Source organism: Nocardiopsis alborubida (assembly GCF_012396365.1).
Classification (GTDB): Bacteria; Actinomycetota; Actinomycetes; order Streptosporangiales; family Streptosporangiaceae; genus Nocardiopsis; species Nocardiopsis alborubida.
The window spans coordinates 26,778-45,860 of sequence record NZ_JAAXPG010000023.1 but is presented as its reverse complement, the minus strand read 5'-3'; the positions used below and the strand labels follow the sequence as shown (position 1 = coordinate 45,860).

At 74.0% G+C, this 19,083-nt stretch carries 14 protein-coding genes; 10 read left to right on the top strand and 4 right to left on the bottom strand.

What is annotated here, in order from left to right:
• Positions 1 to 150 precede the first annotated feature (150 nt).
• The 4 genes from HGB44_RS22290 to HGB44_RS22275 all read left to right on the top strand — a co-directional run bounded on the left by HGB44_RS22290 (position 151) and on the right by HGB44_RS22275 (position 8,862).
• Complete coding sequence (locus HGB44_RS22290; RefSeq protein WP_061081631.1) at positions 151 to 1,680, top strand: TIGR02677 family protein; 1,530 nt, start codon at positions 151 to 153, stop codon at positions 1,678 to 1,680.
• Positions 1,680 to 3,215: a DUF2398 family protein gene (locus HGB44_RS22285; RefSeq protein ID WP_061081632.1), complete on the top strand. Its 1,536-nt coding sequence runs from the start codon at positions 1,680 to 1,682 to the stop codon at positions 3,213 to 3,215. The genes HGB44_RS22290 and HGB44_RS22285 overlap by 1 nt, the downstream gene beginning before the upstream one ends.
• Positions 3,215 to 7,501, top strand: a complete 4,287-nt coding sequence (locus HGB44_RS22280) for a TIGR02680 family protein (RefSeq protein ID WP_061081633.1) — start codon at positions 3,215 to 3,217, stop codon at positions 7,499 to 7,501. Before HGB44_RS22285 ends, HGB44_RS22280 begins: the two co-directional genes overlap by 1 nt.
• A 110-nt stretch (positions 7,502 to 7,611) precedes the next feature.
• Positions 7,612 to 8,862, top strand: coding sequence for a TIGR02679 family protein (locus HGB44_RS22275; protein ID WP_061081634.1), 1,251 nt, complete (start codon positions 7,612 to 7,614; stop codon positions 8,860 to 8,862).
• Between the two features lie 42 nt (positions 8,863 to 8,904).
• Here the strand turns inward: HGB44_RS22275 and HGB44_RS22270 are convergent, their stop codons facing one another.
• Both HGB44_RS22270 and HGB44_RS22265 read right to left on the bottom strand, forming a co-directional pair.
• Positions 8,905 to 10,428 carry a hypothetical protein gene (locus HGB44_RS22270; protein WP_231972510.1) on the bottom strand — a complete coding sequence of 508 codons (1,524 nt, stop codon included), beginning with the start codon at positions 10,426 to 10,428 and terminating at the stop codon, positions 8,905 to 8,907.
• The gene (locus HGB44_RS22265) at positions 10,371 to 10,526 is read right to left on the bottom strand and encodes a hypothetical protein (protein ID WP_168444107.1); all 156 of its coding nucleotides are present in this window, start codon (positions 10,524 to 10,526) and stop codon (positions 10,371 to 10,373) included. Before HGB44_RS22265 ends, HGB44_RS22270 begins: the two co-directional genes overlap by 58 nt.
• Positions 10,527 to 10,674: 148 nt before the next feature.
• On the opposite strand from HGB44_RS22265, the gene HGB44_RS22260 reads away from it, so the two are divergent.
• Both HGB44_RS22260 and HGB44_RS22255 read left to right on the top strand, forming a co-directional pair.
• Positions 10,675 to 11,271 carry a histidine phosphatase family protein gene (locus tag HGB44_RS22260; RefSeq protein WP_061081636.1) on the top strand — a complete coding sequence of 199 codons (597 nt, stop codon included), beginning with the start codon at positions 10,675 to 10,677 and terminating at the stop codon, positions 11,269 to 11,271.
• A gap of 156 nt (positions 11,272 to 11,427) precedes the next feature.
• Positions 11,428 to 12,816, top strand: a complete 1,389-nt coding sequence (locus HGB44_RS22255) for an SLC13 family permease (protein ID WP_061081637.1) — start codon at positions 11,428 to 11,430, stop codon at positions 12,814 to 12,816.
• Between the two features lie 206 nt (positions 12,817 to 13,022).
• On the opposite strand, the gene HGB44_RS22250 is transcribed toward HGB44_RS22255, so the two are convergent.
• Positions 13,023 to 13,727, bottom strand: coding sequence for a FadR/GntR family transcriptional regulator (locus HGB44_RS22250; protein WP_061081638.1), 705 nt, complete (start codon positions 13,725 to 13,727; stop codon positions 13,023 to 13,025).
• A 197-nt stretch (positions 13,728 to 13,924) separates the two neighbouring features.
• Between HGB44_RS22250 and HGB44_RS22245 the strand changes: the two genes are divergently transcribed.
• From HGB44_RS22245 to HGB44_RS22235, 3 genes are all read left to right on the top strand, one after another.
• Positions 13,925 to 15,418 (top strand): carboxyl transferase domain-containing protein, encoded by a 1,494-nt coding sequence (locus HGB44_RS22245; protein ID WP_061081639.1) that lies wholly within the window; start codon positions 13,925 to 13,927, stop codon positions 15,416 to 15,418.
• A 27-nt stretch (positions 15,419 to 15,445) separates the two neighbouring features.
• Complete coding sequence (locus tag HGB44_RS22240; RefSeq protein ID WP_210752016.1) at positions 15,446 to 16,678, top strand: CaiB/BaiF CoA transferase family protein; 1,233 nt, start codon at positions 15,446 to 15,448, stop codon at positions 16,676 to 16,678.
• Between the two features lie 127 nt (positions 16,679 to 16,805).
• Positions 16,806 to 17,063: a hypothetical protein gene (locus HGB44_RS22235; RefSeq protein ID WP_210752015.1), complete on the top strand. Its 258-nt coding sequence runs from the start codon at positions 16,806 to 16,808 to the stop codon at positions 17,061 to 17,063.
• Positions 17,064 to 17,211: 148 nt separating this feature from the next.
• On the opposite strand, the gene HGB44_RS22230 is transcribed toward HGB44_RS22235, so the two are convergent.
• Entirely contained in the window at positions 17,212 to 18,039 is an 828-nt protein-coding gene (locus HGB44_RS22230; RefSeq protein ID WP_061081640.1) for an alpha/beta fold hydrolase, read from the bottom strand.
• A 70-nt stretch (positions 18,040 to 18,109) separates the two neighbouring features.
• On the opposite strand from HGB44_RS22230, the gene HGB44_RS22225 reads away from it, so the two are divergent.
• On the top strand, positions 18,110 to 19,069 hold the full coding sequence (locus HGB44_RS22225; protein ID WP_061081641.1) for a GlxA family transcriptional regulator: 960 nt from the start codon (positions 18,110 to 18,112) through the stop codon (positions 19,067 to 19,069).
• Positions 19,070 to 19,083 lie beyond the last annotated feature (14 nt).

The window sequence follows — 19,083 nt, the reverse complement described above, 5'->3', positions numbered from 1 at the left end:
CACGGCCTTCGCCGGGGCGCCGAGCGTCCTCCCGGAACCGGACCTGTGGAAAACGGGTGTACCGTCCCTTCGGTCACCTAGCGTTAGTGATGGAGGCGCGACCGGTCCGAGGTCCGCCCCGGCAGCGCACACCAACCGAAGGGGCGGCCCGTGGTCGAACGCAGAGCCCTCGACATGGACTCGCTCGCGGTCAGCGACCGGTTCCGTCTGTTCAACTTCACCCGGCGCGACGAGCACGTCACCTACCTGTGGATCCTGCGGGCCATGGACCGTCTGCGCGAGGTCCACCAGGTCCAGGTGGCCCCCGACGACGTCGCCGAGGCCCTGCGCGAGCTCGCCCGGTCCCACGACGGGGTGCCCGTGCCCGACCGGAGCCTGCGCGACCGCCTGGACGAGCTGCACGCCGACCGCGTCGTGCACCGCTTCGACGACGCCTCGCGCGCCGGCAACCTGGCGCGCTACCGCAACCGCCAGTCGGTCTACCAGTTCAGCGAGCTCGGCTACCGGGCCTACCAGTCGGTCGAGAACCTGCTGGGCGCCCGCATCGAGGACGTCAACCTGTCCCGTCTGGTCTTCTCCGAGGTCCTGGAGGACCTGCGGGCCCTGGCCGAGGCCAACCGCACCGGCCGGGCCGAACAGGTCTACCGCAGGCTCTCGCGCCTGGACGCGGTCATGGAGGACATGGGGCGCCGCTCCGCCCAGTTCCACGTCACCCTCGGTGAGATCCTGCGCTCCACCGACACCTCCCCGGACATCTTCCTGCGCCACAAGAACGCCCTGCTGGTGCACATGAGCGACTTCATGGCCGAACTCGACCGCTACCTGCCCCGCCTGGACCGCGCCGTGCGCGAGGTGGAGGAGACCGGTCTGGCCACGCTGCTCTCCCGCGCCGCGGACTCCGACGAGCGCCTGTTCATGGAGCGCGACGAGCGCCTGGCCGACTGGCGGCGCCGCTGGCGGGCCCTGCGCGCCTGGTTCGCCTCCGACGAGGCCATCCCCGCGCGGGCCGCCGAACTCCACTCGGCCACCCGGTCGGCCGTCTCGGGCGTCATCGCCCTGCTGCGCCAGATCACCGAGGCCCAGCGCGGCGGGGTCAACCGCTCCACCCAGCTGCGCCACCTCGCCGAGTGGGTGTTCCACACCCCCGACGACGGCGCCGCGCACGCCCTGATGGGCGCCGCCTTCAACGTCCGCTCCGCCCGCCACCTGGGCGCGGCCCACGATGACGAGGAACAGATCCCGCCCAACACGACCTGGTGGGACGCCCCCGGCGTGGAGGTGTCGGTCACCCTGTTCCGCAGCGGCACCGCCCCCAACGCGGGCGTGCCCAAGCCGGTACGGCGCAACCCCGGCGTCCAGGCGCGCCTGCGCGGACAGCAGGCCGCCGACCGGGCCGCCGAACGCGAGGCCGCGGCCCGCCTCGTCGACCTGGGCGCCCACGGCCGGGTCCTGGACGAGACCGACACCCGCGTCCTGCTGCGCCTGGTCACCCGTGCCCTGGAGTCGCGCAGCGTCGTCGCCGGACGCCTGTCCTCGGCCAGCGGCGAGGGCAACGGCACCATGGTCCGCCTGGTCCCCGACCCGGCGGGCAGTACCGTCCACACCAGCCAGGGCCGGCTCCACCTGCCGGGTCTGCGCCTGGAGGCCACCGGCCACCGGCCCCGAACGAAGAACACCTGATGCCCCGACTCTTCGCCCGCACGGTCGCCCCCGCCGACCTGGGCTCCTACCAGCAGGCCATGCGCCGCGTCCTCACCTGCGACCTCATCACCGCCGCGCGCCCGCGCCCCGGTGTCCTGGACCAGGTGCTGCGCTGGGCCGACGAACTCGCCTCCGACCTGGAGCGGCTCTTCGGCTACACCCTGGTCGCCACCACCGACCACGTGCGCCTGATCCGCGAACTCGACGCCCTGGACCCCACCCAGCGCCAGACCTTCTCGCGCCGGGGCAAGCCCTTCGACCGGCGCAGGCTCGCCTACCTGTGCCTGGTGCTGGCCGCCTTCCAGCGCTCCCAGATCGAGATCAGCCTCGCCGACCTGGTCGGCCGGTTCACCCCCGCGGCCAACGCCGTCGGCGGTCTGGGCTACGACCCCACCGACGGCACCCACAAGGCCGCGCTGGTCGACGTCGCCCACTGGCTGGTGGACCACGGGGCGCTCCACCTGTCCGACGGGTCCCTGGAGGCGTGGGCGGCGGGCGGTGAGCAGGGCGACGCCCTGTTCGACATCGACCACGAGGTGTGCGAGCTGCTGTTCCGTCCGGCGCGCCCGGTCCAGCACCTGGGCAGCGTCGCCGGGCTGCTCGCCGACCCGCTCACCGAGGCCTCGCCGCGCGAGCAGGCGGCCCGGCGGGCGCGGCGGCTCCTGGTGGAGCGGCCGGTCGTGTACTACGCCGACGTCGAACCCGCGGTGGCCGCGGTCCTGCGCGGCCGTGGCCTGGCCGAGGACCTGGCCCGCGCCACCGGGCTCAGCGTCGAGCGCCGCGCCGAGGGCGTCCTGCTGGCCGACCCGGCGGGCACCTTCACCGACCGGCCCTTCCCCGGCCGGGGCGGGGCGGTCAACCGCACCGCCGGACTGCTGCTGGCCAAGGTGGCCGACCTGCTGGAGACCTCCCTGGCCGCGCTGGTCCGGCTGCCCGCGCCGTCTCAGGCCGCGGACCAAGCGGATCTCGTCCGGCTCGTGGACGCCGGTCTGCCCCGCGACGGTGTCGTGGCCGACCTGGCCTGGACCGTGGAGCCCGTGGGGGAGCGGGAGGAGGCCGCGGCGCCGTTGGAGGTCCCCCTGGTCGAACGCGGCCGCTGGGAGACCATGATCCACGAGCTCTACGCGGAGTTCGGCGCCTCCTCCTTCGGCGGAGCCTGGCAGCAGGACCCCTACGGCCTGCTGGACGCCGCCCTGACCCTGCTCGCCGAGCTCTCCCTCATCCGGCCGGTTCCCGGCGGCGCCCTGGTGCTCCCCGCCGCCTCCCGCTACCGCAACATCCAGGGCGCGCTGCCCGAGCGCGCCGATGAGGGACAGCTGCCCCTGGGGCTGTCCGACCCCCCGCCGGGGGAGCGGGCCCCGACCGGCGGGGAGCCCGCCGCGTCCGCGGCACCCGACGTCGGCGACCCCGACACTGAGGGAGCCGGGGCCGAGGGCGCCGCGGACGCCTCCTCCTCCGACGCCTCTCCCGACACGACCCCCGCAGCCGCCTCCATCCCCGCGGAAGGAAACTGATGTCCCCCAGGAGCGACCGATTCCGGCCCAGCCGCGCCGGTGTGATCAACGTCTGGGACTACGTCGACGAGGAGTTCGTGTTCGCCGACGGGCGCCTCGTCCTGCGCGGGCACAACGGCTCGGGCAAGACCAAGGCGCTGGAGGTGCTCTTCCCGTTCATCCTGGACGGGTACACCGACGCCCGCCGCCTGGACCCCTTCAGCGGCCAGAACCGCACCATGAAGTCCAACCTGCTCTACCGCGGCCAGGACTCCGAGTACGGGTACGTGTGGATGGAGTTCGCCCGCACCGGACCGCAGGAGCGGGAGGGGACCGAGACGGTCACCCTGGTCATCGGTCTGCGCGCGCACCGCCACCGCGACGGAGTGACCCCCTCCTTCTTCGTCACCGACCAGCGCCTGGGCGTGGACTTCGGCCTGCTCGCCTCCGACGGCCGTCCGCTCACCGAGAGGCAGCTCAAGGGGGTGCTCGGCGAGGACGCCTTCCGCTCCACCGCCGCCGACTACCGCCGCGCCGTGGACGCCCGCCTGTTCGGCCTGGGCGAGCGCTACGTCCAGCTGCTCGACCTGCTGCTGGCGCTGCGCCGCCCGCTGCTGGCCAAGGACCTGGACCCCGAGAAGGTCTCCGAGACCCTCACCAGCGGCCTGAGCCCCCTGGACGAGGAACTCGTCGACCAGGCGGCCCGCGACTTCACCAACCTCGCCGCCGTCCAGCGCCGCTTCGACCAGGCCACCACGGCGCACACCGCGACCACGGCCTTCGTCGGGGAGTACGCCGCCTACCTCACCGCCCACTCCCGCCACCGGCTCGCCCGCGTGCACACCGCCATCGGGCAGACCGTCGAGCAGGCCCGCGCCATCGCCGAGGCCCGTGACACCCGCGAGCGGGCCACGCTCACGCACGCGGCCGCCACCGGCCGGGCCGAGGAGCACGACGCCCGGATCCGCCAGCTCGCCGCACGCAGGGGCGGGCTGGAGGCGCACGAGGCCTTCCGCAGCCACGCCGCCCTGGAGATCGAGCGCGCGCACAGCGCCGAGAACGCCCGCGCCCTGGCTGAGCAGCAGACCCGGCTGGACGACCAGGCCGGGGAGGTCGCCGCCCTCCAGCGGGAGGCCGACCGGGTCGCCGCCGACCTCGAACACGGGCGGGCGCGCACCGGCGAACTCGCCGCTGAGCTGGCCGAGAGCGCCGGACAGGCCGGGCTCGACCACGACGGGGAGGGGCCCGCCGACACCGGCGAGGACCTGACCGCCACCGCCCAGGCGCGCGCGACCGCCCGCCGCGCCGACGTGGCCGCGGTCCGCGAGCGCCTCGCCGAACTCGCCCGGGCCGAGACCGCGCGCGGCTCCGCCGAACGGGCCAGCACCCAGGCCGAGGACCGGCTCGGGCGCAGCGAGGCGGAGTGCGCCCGCGCGGCCGAGGACCTGGCCGCGGCCCGCGCCACCGCCGCCGACGCCCTCACCGCCTGGGCCGGGCACTGGGCCGAGGGTCCCGCCCCGGTCACCGACGCGGCCTGCGTCGCGGCCCTGGCAGAGGCGCTGGAGGGCGTCGGCCGACCCGGCACCCCCACGGTGGCGGAGGTCTACGGCGAGCACACCGACCAGCAGCGCCTGGACGCCGCCGCCCACACGCGCACCCTGGAGACCGACCGGGACCGGCTCACCGCCGAGATCGACCGCCTCACCCGCGAGCGAGAGGACATCGCCGCCGAACGCGACGACGCCCCGCCCGCCGACGCGCTGCGCACAGCCTCCCGCGAGGGGCGCCCCGGCGCCCCGCTGTGGCAGCTGGTCCGCTTCGCCGACGCGGTCGGCGACGACGAGGCCGCCGCGATCGAGGGCGCCCTGCACGGTGCGGGCCTGCTCACCGCCTGGGTGCTGCCCCCCGACGCCGACGCCGCCCGCGCCGCGCTCACCGCGGGCGAGGCCGACGCCTACCTGCTGCCCACCGCCGACACCGCCGTTCGCGAGGGCCCCACCCTGGCCGACGTGCTGGTGCCCGAACAGCAGGACCGGGTCCCCGAGCACGTCATCGCCCGTGTCCTGGCATCGGTGCGCCTGAGCGACGACAGCGGGGAAGGTCCGGCCGATCTCACGGACGCCGTCCAGTCCCTCGGGCCGGTCGGTTCCGGAGGAGCGGCGGCGCACACCGTCAGCACCGGCGCACGGTTCGCCCAGGGGATGCTGGCGGGCGCCAGCCCCAAGGCCGCCCCCGAGTTCATCGGCGCCACCAACCGCGCACACCGCCGCCGGGAGCGCCTGGCCGAGTGCGACGCGCGCATCGCCGAACTCGACGAGCGACGCGCGGGGGTCGCCGAGCAGCTCGACCGGGCGGGGGAACTGCTCAAGGCCTTCACCCGGGCCCGCACCGCCCTGCCCGAGACCACCACGATCGACCGGGCCGTGCGCCGGGTCGACCAGCAGTCCACCCTCCTGGCCTCGGCGCGGGCCGAGAGCGAGGAGCGCCGCCGCGACCTGGACGCCGCGGTCGCCGAGGTCGACGCGCACCGCCACCAGGTGCGCGCGGTGGCCACCGAACGCGCCATGCCCGCCCAGCCCGAGGCGGTGGACGCCGTCGCCCGCGCCGTGGACGACTTCCTGGAGACCGCGCGCCGGCTGCACACCGCCCGCGCCGAGGTCGACCGGCACACCGCCGACCTGGACGGCCGCGAGGAGACCCTCGCCCGCCTGCGCGGACGGCTGGAGGAGGACCGCGAGCGCCACGAGGAGCGCACCCGCGAGCACGAGCGCGCCGTGGCCGAGCTCACCGCCAAGCAGGAGGGTATCGACGCCCCGGTCCGCGAGCTCATGGCCGAGCTCGAACAGGTCAAGGAGGGGCTGCGCCGGGCCCGCGAGGAGCACCAGAGCGCCCAGAAGGAGGCCGCGGCCGCCCACGAGGCCATGATCCGGTCCGACGAGAAGCTGGAGGGCGGGCAGCGGGCCCTCACCGACTCCCTCACCGCCCTGTTCGAGCAGGCCGACGCCTTCGCCGCCCTCACCCACCCCGACCTGCGCGCCACCCTGGGCGTGGACACCGCGCACGCCTGGCCGGACCGGCGCTCCTGGCCCGCCCCCGACGAGGCCGCCGAGGTGGTCCTGTCCTCGGTCCCGGGCGACCCGGAGGCCGCCGTGCGCGCCGTCCTGCCCGGTCACGCGGCGGAGATGCTCGACGCGTTCACCGCCGCGGTCGGCTCCGGGGCCGCGGTCACCGACGGCGACCTCAAGTCCGTCTCCACGCGGATCTCCAACGCCCTGCGCGTCTTCCAGGACACCCTGGGCGGCGACGCCGAGGGCTACCGGGTCGACCACGACCTCGGCGCCAGCGGCGTCATCACGGTGTTCGTCAACGACGAGACCGGCCGCAACCCCGTCTCCGCCTTCGCCCGCGTCATCGCCGAACGCGTCGAGGAGCAGGGCGCGCTGCTGCGCGAGGAGGAGCGCGGGGTGCTGGAGGACGAACTGCTCACCGGGATCGCCCAGCAGATCCACGAGCGGGTGCGGGTGGCCCGCGACCTGGTCGTCAGCATGGACGGCGACACCCGTTCGCGGCCCATGTCCTCGGGCACCCGGATCGGCATCCGCTGGAGCCGCTCGGACCGGGTCACCGAGCACCAGGCCGCCGCCGCCCGTCTGGTCCGGCGCGACGCCACCGGGCTGGGCGCCTCGGGACTGACCCAGTTGCGCGAGGTCCTGCGGGAGATGATCCGCGAACACCACGCCGCCCACCCGCGCGCCACCTACAAGCAGGTCCTGTCGGCGGTGCTGGACTACCGCACCTGGTACCGGTTCGAGCTGCGCCTGGCCGTGCCGGGCCAGGAGGAGGTCAAGCTCACCAGGAACAAGCACGAGCAGATGTCGGGAGGCGAGAAGTCCGCCGCGATCCACCTGCCGCTGTTCGCCGCCGCCAACGCCCTGTACACCTCCGCCGCGCCCACCTGCCCCCGGATGGTGGCCCTGGACGAGGCCTTCGCCGGCATCGACGACCGCTACAAGCCCGAACTCATGGGGCTGACGGTCACCTTCGACCTGGACATGTTCATGACCGGGCACGACCTGTGGGTGCACTACGACACCGTGCCCATGGCCGCCCACTACGACATGCACCACGACAAGGGCGCGCACACCGTCTCGGCGATGCTCATGCTCTGGGACGGCGCCCAGACGATCGACGCCGACGCCGGGTTCTCCGGCAACGAGGAGCTGGCCGCCCGGCTGCTGGGCGTCACCCCCAGCCGGTTCGCCCCGCTGTCCTCGGCCGGAACCCTGCTGGAGGACGCCGACGCCTGAGCGGGTCGCCCCGGCACCGGTGGGGTGGACAGCCGCTCCCCCAGAGCCACGGACAGGAACCGACGACCACATCCGGCCCTCCCGGGCCGCCCGACAGCTTACGGAGACCGATGAGTGAGGACGCCCTGGACAGGTTCCGCGACCCGAGGTACGAGCGTCTGCTCCGCTCGGCCCGTCGGTCCCTCCAGACCAATGACGGCAGCCTCGACGGCTATGTCGGCGTTTCGAACCCTACGGATGCCGAGCGAGAGGCGGTGATCGGTATCACCGGCCGTTTCCCCCGCCATGGAACCAAAAGTGCCCGTGTCCACCTGCGCGAACTGGACGCGGTCGTCCGTGACAACACCGGGCTCGGGATCACCGGACTCCTGGAGACCCTCGGACCGAAACTACGCTACGGGCCCCGGATCGAGGCCCAGAAGCGGAAGGCCCGGCAGGAGGCGCTGACGGCGGCCGAGGGCAGCCCCCTGCACGGGAGTGCCGCGTGGTACCGGACGTGGCTGGCCGACCTCACCCGGGACGGCACCCTGGGCACCATGGTCGGTCAGGGAACGGCGCTGTGGACCCTGACCCGTGCGGCCCGGGTCCTTGAAGCGGTCGAGGGGCGCCCGGACGGTGCACCGCCGCTGCTGCTGCCGGCACTGGCCGTGGACGTGACCGGGGACACCAAGGCGCTCAACCACGGCACTACGCTGTCCCGACTGGTGCTGCGGGCCCTGGCTCTGCGCACCGGAACCGAACGCCCCGACGGATCGGAGGAACGGCGGTCTCTGTGGGAGTCCTGCGACGTGGTCCTGGACGACCTGGCCAGTCGAGTCCTGGTCCTGAACCTGTCCGCGCACGGCGAGGGGCTGGGGGAGTGGTTGACCGGTGCCGCGCGCCACGGCACCCCCTTCCACGTCACCCTGCACCAGCTCGTGCACCTGCCGATCACCGTCGAGGCTCCGGTCGTGTACGTGTGCGAGAACCCGGCGGTGCTGCGCCGGGCCGCTGGTGAGCTCGGCGCCGACTCCGCGCCACTGCTGTGCACGGAGGGCTACCCGTCCGCCGCCTTCCACCGGCTGGCCTCGGCGATCGTGGACGGCGGAGGAGAGCTGCGCTACCACGGTGACTTCGACTGGCCCGGCACGGTCATCGCACACCAGGTCGTGGAGCGCCACGCAGCGCGGCCCTGGCGCATGTCGGCACGGGACTACCGCGCCCACGTGCGGGAGGAGAGCCACCCCCTGAAGGGGGACGCCCGGCCGACTCCGTGGGATCCGGGGCTGGCCGAGGCGATGCGGGAGCACGGCAGGGCCGTGTACGAGGAGACCGTCGCCGACATACTTCTCGCCGATCTGCTGCCCGACACCGCGGGTTAGGGGCGGGGCGGGACGCCGCGCGGCGCCCCGCCCCGCGCCGGATCAGTCCGCTGCCGGGCCGCCCGGCCCCGAGCGCAGCCCGAAGGGCACGCCGAAACCGGTCAGCCAGCCGTCATCGGCCAGCAGGCGGAACGCCTCGTGGGTGACGTCGTGGTCGGGCGCCTGACGCGGCGGCCACCCGAAGGCCTCGGCCACCGCCGACCAGCTGGGCCCGTGCCCGTGCTCGTCCCGGTAGGCGTCCACCCAGCGGGCCACCCGCTCCCCGCGGCCCGAGACCAGCTCCCGGGCGCGGTCGGTGACGGGCACGTCCAGCGGTGTGGTCGCCGGTGCGGTGCCGGGCGGCGTCGGTTCCGGGAGGGGCACGTAGGCCAGCGGCAGGGTGACCTCGGTGAGGGAGGCCACCACGGCGCCGCCGTCGACGCCCAGGTCCTCGACCCAGGAGATCTCCGTCAGCCACGCGAGCAGTTCCGCCAGCTCGTCGGTGCCGGACAGGGCGCAGGCCGTCACGACGTCCGCGGCCGGGACGCGGATCCGGCCGTCGGGCTCGGCCCACAGGGCGAGGTAGGCCGCCACGAGGCGGAGCCGGTTGGGCTTCTTGCGCATCTTCTTGTGGGCGAGGGTGCGCGAGAACCAGCCCGAGGCCCGGGACCGCACGCCGTTGCCGAGCTTCCAGGTGTTGCCGTCCAGACTCGGCAGGCCGCACCGGGCCGGGTTCGCGGCGTCGGACTCGATCACCGTCTCCGGTGTCGTGCCCAGCCACCCCGAGGAGGTCAGGTCGCTCAGGGCGGCGTGGGCGTCCTCCAGGCGCAGGATGCGCAGGTCCTGAGCGGTGAAGTTCGCCCAGCCCTTCAGCGCGCCCCGCAGGGTGAAGGTGAGGGCGAGCAGCCGGCTGTCGGGGGTCGAGCCCGCGTTTTCCGAGGCCACGCGCTCCCACAGCTCGCGGAAGAACTCCGCGTGGTGGGGGCCCATCCGCGGCACGCGCCTGCGGTCGGCCGGGATCTTCTCCTGGGGCCTGCTCCTGGCCTCCTCCAGGGCGCGCTTCCTCGCCTTCTTGGCCTTCTTGGCCTCGGAGTTGGACAGCCGCGCGGGAGCGCCGCCCGGCGGCACGCTGATGCCCTGCTCCCTGCAGCGCGCGCACTCCATGGCCGCGGCCAGGTCCTCGTTGGGCCGGTGGAAACGGGGCTGCGGGATCTCCTCGGGCAGGGAATCCCGCACGTCACTGGTGGCGGTGTGCTGCGTCATGGTCAGGAGCGTAGCGACGAAAGCTCCCCCGTGTCCGGCGTCCGCCGGATTCGCGCCCCGGCTCACCAGGAACGCAGTTCGAAGGCGGCCGACCCCGGCCCGGCGCAGCCGTGCGGGCGCCAGGTCCGGGTCCGCGGCCAGGGAGGTCAGCGGCCCGGAGAACAGCGCGGGTCCGTAGTCCTCGGCGGGGAACAGCGCGGCCCGCTCCAGGGGCGCGGCGTAGGCGAGAAGCCCCTCGGCGGCCGCGGAGCCCCCCGGATCGACGCTCAGGGCCCGCTGCCCGCCGCGTAGCGCACGGTGAAGCGGGACGCGCCCCCGGGACACACCTGGTGGGCGTCGTACACCAGGTAGCCGCCCGAGACGGCGGGCACCGCGCCCACGGCGGCGCTGACGGCGGCGACCGCCCTGGAGGGCTTGCTCATCCGCGCATCGTGCTGGAAACGGGCGGGGCTGTCAAAGGTGGTCACCCGCCGCGTTCCCCGTGCTCTGCCTGGTCGGGAGGCCGCACCGGTCTCGGCCGCGGCCGGGGTGGAGGAGTTTGGCTCCCCCTCCCGGGGCAGGAACAGGGCCATGGGCGACTTGGTGCTGATCAGGCACGGACAGACCGAGTGGAGCCGCACGCGGCGCCACACCGGACTCACCGACATCCCCCTGACCGAGGAGGGGGAACGGCAGGCGAGGGCGCTGCGTCCGCTGCTGGCCGCGCGCGACGTCGGGCGGGTGGTGACCAGCCCGCTGCGACGGGCCGCGCGCACCGCCGAACTGGCCGGGCTGCGCGTGAGCGAGACCGACCCCGACCTGACGGAGTGGGACTACGGCGGCTACGAGGGGATCACCACCGCCGACATCCAGGTCGGGCGTCCCGGCTGGTACCTGTGGCGCGACGGGATCGTGCCGGGCGGTCCCGGGCATCCCGGGGAGAGCGTGGAGGAGGTCGGGGAGCGCGTCGACCGGGTCCTGGAGAGGCTGGCGCCCCTGCTCGACGACGGGGGAGGGGACGACGTGGTGCTGGTGGCGCACAGCCACGTCCTGCGGGTGCTCACCGCGCGCCGGCTGGGCCTGCCGCCCGCCGCGGGTGCGCTGTTCCGGCTGGAGACGGCCACGGTGAGCACGCTGGGCCGCGAGCACGACCGTCCCGTGCTCACCTCGTGGAACGTGCCGACCTGACGGGCGGCATCCACCGGACACGCCCCGACCGTCGTGGCACCGGGAGCGGGATTCGTGCGACCAGAGGACTTGACAGAAGGCCTAAAGGCCTATTGGCTAGGCCACTAGCCTTATGGCCCAGATCACAGCCCCAACTGTCCCTCTGATCGGTATGTCATGACCCCTCAGCTTCTCACCATCCTCGTCCTCTTGGCGATGTTCGTCATCGCCACCGTCCTGCCGATCAACATCGGCGCGCTGGCCTTCGTCGCGGCCTTCATGGTCGGACTCCTGGTCCTCGGGATGGACGCCGACGCGGTCCTCGGCGGGTTCCCCGCCGACCTGTTCCTCACCCTGGTGGGCGTCACCTACCTCTTCGCCATCGCGAAGAACAACGGGACGATCGACCTGCTCGTGCGCGGCGCCACCCGCATGGTCGGCGGCCGGGTGGCCGCGATCCCCTGGATCATGTTCGGCATCTCCGCCGTGCTGACGGGTGTGGGCGCGCTCGGTCCGGCGGCCGTGGCGATCGTCGCGCCGATCGCGCTGAGCTTCGCCGCCCGGTACCGGATCAATCCGCTGCTGATGGGCATGATGGTGGTCCACGGCGCCCAGGGCGGCGGGTTCTCGCCGGTCAGCGTCTACGGCGTGACGGTGAACGGGATCGTCGCCGACAGCGGGCTCTCGGTGTCCCCCCTCACGCTGTTCCTCGGCAGCCTGGTCTTCAACCTGTGCATCGCGTTGGTCCTGTTCGTCTCGCTCGGAGGCAACCGGCTCTTCGGCGTGCGCGCGCACGAGGCCGAGGCCGTCACCGAGGCCGCCCGCACCACCGGAGGGTCGGGGACCGGATCGGTCGCGCTGGCCACGGGCGGTCCCGCCGACGCCTCCGCCGCGAACGGGACAGCCGCGAACGGGACGGCTGGGAGCGGGACGGGCGCAAGCGGCGGGGCGGCCTCCGAGCGCACGCCGGTCCGGTTCGAGCAGATCGCCACCCTCGTGGGCATCGTCGCGCTGGGCGTCCTGGCCCTGGGCGTGGGCCTCGACGTCGGCTTCGTCGCCCTGACCGTCAGCGTGGCGCTGGCGCTGATCGCGCCGCAGTCGCAGAAGGACGTGCTCTCCCAGATCAGCTGGTCCACGGTCCTGCTGATCACCGGGATGCTCACCTTCGTCGGTGTCATGGAGAGCGCGGGAACCATCGAGTACGTCGGCGACGGGGCGGCCAGCCTGGGCGCCCCGCTCCTGGTGGCGCTGCTGCTGTGCTACATCGGCGCCGTCGTCTCGGCCTTCGCCTCCTCGACCGCGATCCTGGGCGCGACCATCCCGCTGGCCATCCCGTTCCTGCTCATGGGCGACATCAGCGCGACCGGCGTGATCGTGGCCCTCGCGATCTCCTCCACCATCGTCGACGTCAGCCCGTTCTCCACCAACGGCGCCCTGGTGCTGGCCAACGCGACCGGGGTGGACCCGACCCGCTTCTACCGCCAGATGCTCGTCTACAGCGGCATCGTGGTGGTCGTGGGACCGCTGGTCGCCTGGGGTGTGCTGGTGGTGCCGGGGCTGCTGTGACGGCAGTGCCTTTGTGACGACAGTGCCTTTCGGGGGACGGTCGGGGGCCGCTGGGGGCCACCCGGGAACCCGCGGGCGTGAGGGGCCCGGCCTTCCGGGCCCCTCCGCGCGTACCGGTGCCGCCCCCGTCGCCCTGCCCTGGCCCAAGGGCCAGGGCAGGACACTTGGCTGGTTCGAAGGCCTGGCCTGTGACCCACTGATCCAGGTCAGGGGGTGACCGGGGCGTCCCCGTTGACGGCGGAGACCAGCACGAGGTGGTCGCGCATCGCGTCGGCCGCCGCCTTGGGGTCGCCCGAGCGGATGGCGGAGGCGATGCGTTCGTGCCCGTCGAGCGAGGCCCGGGGGCGGTCCGGCTGCGACAGCGACTCCAGGCGGGTCTCCCTGATCATCGGGGCTATCTCGTTCATCATCCGCGCCAGCAGGCGCGAGCGCGCGGCGGTGGTGATCGCCGCGTGGAAGCGCTCGTCGCCGGTGACCCCGCGGTCGCCGTTGGCCACCTCCTGGCGCATCAGGTCCAGGGCGGCGTCGATCGCGGCCAGGTCCTCGGGTGTGCGGCGCGCGGCGGCCAGCTCCGTCAGCTTGACCTCCAGTGCCTGCCGGGCCTCGATGATCTCCGCGCGCCGGTTGGCCCGGTCGCGCAGAAGGGCGAGGACTCCCTGCTCGGAGACGGTCTGGCGGATGATCGCGCCGTCGCCGTGCCGCACCTCGATGACCCCCTGGACCTCCAGCGCCACCAGCGCCTGGCTCACCGAGGCCCGGCTCACCTCCAACGCGACGGCCAGCTCGCGCTCGGGCGGGAGCCGGTCTCCCACGCCCAGGCCGGCGTCCCGCATGTGTTCCACGAGGCGCTCCACGAGCTGCTCGTACAGGCGCGGGCGCGCCGGGGGCCGGGGTCGGGGCTTGGTAGGCACGCTCGCTGGCTCCTGATCCTCGGATCTGACTGCGGTGAGGGACTTCCAGGCTAGAGCATCCGGCCGACGGGCTCTCGGGACCGGCTCGGCGGAGGCCTCCGCGATCGGGCGCGACGGGGACTTCACAAAACGTGTGGTTTCGTGCCACCCTGACGTGAGGCCTAGTGGCCTAGCCACTGAACCATTTGGAGGTTGCTGTGGAGACCCGCGACACCGCCCGGGAGCTTCTGGACCGCACACTCGACGCGGGATCCCAGCTCTCCTGGGACGAGGCGCCCCTGGACGTGGACCCCGACCCCGCCTACGCCGACGCGCTCGCCCGGGCGCGGGCCGCCACCGGCTGCGACGAGGCGGTCCTGACGGGGGAGGGGCGGCTGCACGGCCACCGCGTCGCCGTCGTGGTCAGCGAGTTCGGCTTCCTCGCCGGGTCCGTGGGGCTCGCCGCCGCCGGGCGCATCGTCGCCGCCGTCGAACGCGCCACCGCCGAGCGGCTCCCCCTGCTCGCCGCTCCGGCCTCGGGCGGCACCCGCATGCAGGAGGGCACCCCCGCCTTCGTGGCCATGGCGGCGATCACCGCCGCCGTCACCGCGCACAAGGCCGCCGGACTGCCCTACCTCGTCTACCTGCGCCACCCCACCACCGGGGGCGTCCTGGCCTCGTGGGGATCGCTCGGCCACCTCACCGCCGCCGAACCCGGAGCGCTCGTCGGCTTCCTGGGCCCCCGCGTCTACGAGGCGCTGCACGGCACACCGTTCCCCGAGGGCGTCCAGCGCGCGGAGAACCTCCAGCGGCACGGCCTCGTCGACGCCGTCCTGACCCCCGCGCAGGTCAGGGACGCCGCAGGGCTCACCCTCGACGTCCTGCTCGACCGCCCGGCCGCCGCCACGCCCCCGCCGCCGTCCGCCGAACCCGACTCTCCCGCCCCCGTCTGGGACTCGGTCACCCGCTCCCGCCGCAAGGAGCGCCCGGGCGTGCGCGAACTGCTCCGGCACGCGGCCAGCCACGTGGTGCGCCTCCGCGGCAGCGGCGAGGGCGAGGCCTCTCCCGCCCTGGTCACCGCGCTGGCCCGGTTCGGCGGCAGGCCCTGCGTCCTGGTCGGCCAGGACCGCTCCCGCCAGAGCGCCGAACAGCCCATGGGACCGGACGCGCTGCGCGAGGCCCGCCGGGGCATGCGCCTGGCCGCCGAACTGCGTCTGCCCCTGGTCACCGTCATCGACACCCCCGGCGCCGCGCTCTCCGCGCAGGCCGAGGAGCGGGGGACGGCCGGTCAGATCGCCCGCTGCCTGGCCGAGATGACCTCGCTGGCCGCCCCCACGGTCTCGGTCCTGCTGGGGGAGGGCACCGGCGGAGGCGCGATCGCCCTCCTGCCCGCCGACCGCGTCCTGTGCGCCCAGCACGCCTGGCTCGCCCCGCTGCCGCCCGAGGGGGCCAGCGCGATCGTCCACCGCACCCCCGACCGCGCCGGGGAACTGGCCGAGGTCCAGGGCATCGGCTCCGCCGACCTGCGCGCCCGCGGACTCGTGGACCGTGTGGTCCCCGAGTCCGGCGACGCGGCCGACGAGGACGGCGCCTTCTGCGCGCGCATGGGCGAGGCGATCGCCCGCGAACTCGCCGCGGTGCAGCCGCACGGAGCCGCCGAACCGCCCGCCGGACGCGCCGCGCGCTACCGCCGCCTGTGCGCCGCGCCCTGAGCGCACCACCCAGAACACGAACACCGGATGAGTACCAAGCACCAGGAGGTAGGGAACGTGGACCGCTCGCAAGGGCCGCTCAAGGGGATCGTGGTCATCGATCTGTCACGGGCGCTGGCCGGACCGCACGCGGCCATGCTGCTGGGAGACCTCGGCGCGCGGGTGATCAAGGTCGAGCAGCCCGGCAGGGGAGACGAGACGCGCGGGTGGGGTCCGCCGTTCGTCGGACCGGAGGAGGAGCGCATCAGCACCTACTTCCTGTCCTGCAACCGCAACAAGGAGTCCATCGAACTGGACCTGAAGTCCGACGACGGCGCGGAGCAGCTGACCCGGCTCGTGCGCGCCGCCGACGTCCTGGTGGAGAACTTCCGCCCCGGAGTCCTGGACCGGCTCGGGTTCCCCGCCAGCCGCCTGGAGGAGCTCAACCCCCGCCTGGTGGTCTGCTCCATCAGCGGGTTCGGCCACGACGGCCCCGAGGGCGGACGGGCGGGCTACGACCAGATCGCCCAGGGCGAGGCCGGTCTGATGAGCCTGACCGGCCCCTCGCCCAAGGAACCGACCAAGACGGGCGTGGCCATCGGCGACCTGTTGGCGGGGATGAACGGCGCCCAGGGCGTGCTCGCCGCGCTCCTGGAGCGGGAGCGCACCGGGCGCGGACGGGTGGTGCGCACCTCGCTGCTGTCCTCGATCGTGGGCGTGCACGCCTTCCAGGGGACCCGGTGGACGGTCGGGCGCGAGGTGCCCACCGCCCTGGGCAACCAGCACCCCTCCATCGCCCCCTACGGCGCCTTCGCCTGCATGGACGGCATGCTCCAGGTGGCGGTGGGCGGCGAGGCGCAGTGGGAGCGCTTCGCCGGGCTGCTCGGCCTGGACCCCCGCGACCCCAGGTTCGGCGACAACGCCTCCCGGGTGGAGCACCGCGAGGAGCTGATCGCCGAGGTGGAGACGGTGCTGGGCCAGGGCACGCGCGACGAGTGGCTGCGCCGGATCGGCGAGGTGGGGGTGCCCTGCGGGGCGGTGCGCACCATCGACCAGGTCTACGAGTGGGAGCAGACGCGCTCCCAGGGGCTGCTGTTGGAGGTGGAGCACCCGGTGCTCGGCCCGATCGAGCTGCCGGGGTCCGCGCTGCGCTTCGACCCCGTGGCAGACGAGGCGCCGCGGCCCCCGGGGGCGGGCCACCTGCCGCCGCCCGCCCTGGGCGAGCACAACGATGCGGTGCGGGCCTGGCTCGACGAGGTCGAGGCGCGACCGGCCGGGTAGCCCGCGCACCGACCACCACGACAGCCATGCGGACGGCCGCGCCGGAGCCCCCGGGCCCCGGCGCGGCCGTCCGGCGTTGTGTCCGCGGCCGGACGCATCCGCCGATGCCGTGCTGGCCGGCAACGCCATGCACCTTCCGAAGACCGGCGGGGCAGCCCGGTTCGGCTCACCGGAGCAGGCCGGTCTCCCGCACGGCCAGCGCCGCACCGCCGACTCCCTGGTCGCGACCCTCGCGACGCGCGCGGGGATGCTGGTCATGCCGGAACGGGAACGAGCGGCCGCGCCGGACCGTATCCGCGCGTTCCTCGCGAGCAGGCCGGAGACCGCCCACGGCGGGTTCACCCTCCCGCTGCTGACCAGCGTGCTGCGCGTCCGACGACTGTGAATCCCCTCGCCCACTCGGTGACGGGCACTCGTCGCGTCGATCGGAGCCGTGAGCCGATGCGCCTGTAGACCGGGACCGTGACCAACGCGCCTGGAGGCATCGGTGTCGTCACAGCCAGGCCGACCAAGGCCGAGCGGTCGTGACACCTCTACGCCGTGAAGAAGTCGGTGAGCGCGCGGCCGATCTGGTCGGGAGCATTCTCCGTGGGGATGTGATCCGCGTTCGGGATGCGGATGAGCGTGGTGCGGGGCATCTCCGAGGCGAACCGTTCGGCGTATTCCACCGTCTCGTGGAGGTCGTCTTCGCCCCAGATCAGCAGCTTGGGCGTCGTGGACCGCTGCAGCGCGGGAACGAGGTCGAGGGTGTAGCGGTTGTCGGCCGCGCCCGCCAGGGCCATCCAGGAGCGGCGCACCCCCTCACCGGTCCACGGATCCACGTAGTCCGCGATCAACGACTCGGTGGCGACACCGGCCAACACCCTCATAAGCGCCTGCCGACGGGCGGCGAGTACGCCCTCGCCCGTGTCCCCGTCCCGGAACCGTGCCACGTGGGGCGCGGGCCAGGAGTCGTAAAGCACCGAGTTGACCAAGGCCAGCCGGGACACGTCGAGCCGGTTGCGGGCAAGGATGTGCTGGGCGACGGCGCCGCCGATGTCGTGACCTGCCAGGGCGATGGGGCCGGAGAGGTTCAGCGCGGAGGCGAACCGCGTCACCCAGTCGGCGAGGGCCGGAACCGTGGCCGTTTCCGGGGTGAGTCGGCCCCCCGAGCGCCCCAGGCCGGGGAGGTCGACCGCGAGGGGCCGCAGCCCCGCGTCGGCGAGGTGGCCGAGCACGGGGAGCCAGACACGGCTCCAGTACGTGCCGTGCAGCATCAGCACGGGCGGGGCGTCATGCCGTCCCGCGGCCAAGTAGCTCGCCGGTTCGCCGTCGACCTGAACGGCGGTTCTCCGCACTGTCGTTTTGGTGGTTTCGCTCATGAGCCCATCGTGTCCCGTGCGGGTCGTTCGGCTGAGAGTCCAGAAAGACACCTGAGGGTACAATCTTGCCATGCGTCCTCATCGGGTGGTGGCCCTGCTCCATCCGCCTCAATCGCCCTTCGAACTCTCCTGCGCCACCGAGGTCTTCGGCACTGCCCCGCACGGCGAACCGCCCCGATACAGCTTCCGGATCTGCGCCGAGCACCCCGGCCCCCTACAGACCACCGCCGGTTACCCGATGGTCGTCGAGGCCGGCCTTGAGGCCCTGAAGCAGGCGGACACCGTGATCGTCCCCGGCTGGCAGCCTCCCGGCACTGCCACGCCACCAGCCGTCACCGCGGCGTTGCGGACCGCCCACCGGCGCGGGGCGAGGATCGTCGCCATCTGCACGGGAGCGTTCGTCCTCGCCCAGGCCGGACTGCTCGACGGACGCCGCGCCACCACCCACTGGCGCGACACCGCCCGACTCGCTGCCGCCTTCCCCGAGGTGCGGCTGGATCAGGACGTGCTCTTCGTGGACCACGGCGACGTGGCCACGAGCGCCGGAACCGGCGCGGGCATCGACCTGTGCCTGCACTTGGTACGTTCCGACCACGGCGCGGCATACGCCGCGCAGATCGCCAGGAACATGGTCCTGCCGCCGCACCGGGAAGGCAGCCAGCTCCAGTACGCCACACAGTCCGCACGGCCCGTACCGCCTAGGTCGGACGAGTCATTGGCGCCCCTGCTGGAATGGGCCGCCTCCCGGCTCGACGCCCGACTGACCCTCGACCGGCTCTCCGAACGCGCCGGGCTCTCCAGCCGGACCCTCGCCCGGCGGTTCGCCGACCAACTCGGGACCAGCCCGGGACAGTGGCTGCTCGGCCAACGCATCAACGCGGCACGGGCACTGCTGGAACAGACCGACCTGCCGGTTGAAGCTATCGCTACCCGCGTCGGACTCACCTCGGCAGTCAACCTGCGCCGCCGCTTCCGGGCGCATCTCGGCACCACACCCGGCGCCTACCGGCGCGCCTTTGGCCAAACCTGACGGTCGCGGAGCCC